This is a genomic window from Streptomyces glaucosporus (assembly GCF_039533345.1).
GTDB lineage: Bacteria > Actinomycetota > Actinomycetes > Streptomycetales > Streptomycetaceae > Streptomyces > Streptomyces glaucosporus.
In genome coordinates this window covers 1-1181 of the sequence record NZ_BAAATJ010000054.1, presented here as the reverse complement: position 1 = coordinate 1181, position 1181 = coordinate 1, and the positions used below count along the sequence as shown (strand labels likewise).

Here is a 1181-nt window from a genome sequence, read left to right as displayed (position 1 = left end):
CGTGATGTGTATGTGGTTGATGCGGTGCGTACCCCGGTCGGCCGGTACGGCGGTGCTCTGTCCCGGGTCCGCCCGGACGATCTGGCGGCGTACACGATCCGGGCGCTTCTCGACCGGACCCCCGGCCTGGATCCGGGCCGGATCGATGAGGTGTTCCTCGGCAACGCCAACGGGGCCGGGGAGGAGAACCGGAACGTGGGCCGGATGGCCGGGCTGCTGGCCGGGCTGCCGGTGAGCGTGCCCGGGGTGACGGTCAACCGGCTGTGCGCCTCCGGCCTGGAGGCGGTGATCCAGGCGGCCCGGGCCATCGCGCTGGGCGACGCCTCCGTCGCCGTCGCCGGCGGGGTGGAGTCGATGTCCCGGGCGCCGTACGTGCTGCCCAAGAGCGACAGGCCCTTTCCCGCCGGCCATGCCGAGCTGTACTCCACCACGCTGGGCTGGCGGATGGTCAACCCCAGGATGGCGCCGGAGTGGACGGTCGCGCTGGGGGAGGGCGCGGAGCTGATCGCCGACAAGCACCGCATCGGCCGCGAGCGGCAGGACGCCTACGCGCTGGCCTCCCATGCCAGGGCCGCCCGGGCGTGGGCGGAGGGCCTCTACGCCGGTGAGGTGGTGGCGGTGCCGGGGGTGGACCTGGCCCGGGACGAGGCCATCCGGGAGGCCACCTCGCTGGAGGCGCTGGCCGGGCTGGCGCCGTCCTTCCGCGCGGTGGGCGGCACGGTCACCGCGGGCAACGCCTCGCCGCTGAGCGACGGGGCGGCCGCGCTGCTGCTCACCGACGAGGCCGGGCTGCGGGCCTGCGGGCGGGAGCCGCTGGCCCGGATCGGGGCGAGCGCGGTCACCGGGATCGAGCCGCAGTACTTCGGGCTGGGCCCGGTGGAGGCGGTGCGCCGGGCGCTGGCCCGGGCGGGCCGGAGCTTCGCGGATCTGACCACGGTGGAGCTGAACGAGGCGTTCGCCGCGCAGGTGCTGGGCTGTCTGGCGGAGTGGCCGGAGCTGGATCCGGAGCTGGTCAATCCGCGGGGCGGGGCGATCGCCATCGGGCATCCGCTGGGGGCCTCCGGCGCCCGGCTGGCCGGCGCGGTCGCCCACCAGCTCGCCGCCGCCGGCTCCGGCACCGGCATCGCCGCCCTGTGCGTCGGCGTCGGACAGGGCCTCGCCCTGATCCTCGAACGCTGACC

General features: G+C 76.0%; 1 protein-coding gene. It reads left to right on the top strand.

Annotated features, from left to right (window positions below; translation table 11 throughout):
* Positions 1 to 1179 (top strand): thiolase family protein (locus ABD358_RS28315; protein ID WP_344634016.1); only part of this gene is annotated, 1179 nt, incomplete at its 5' end.
* Positions 1180 to 1181 lie beyond the last annotated feature (2 nt).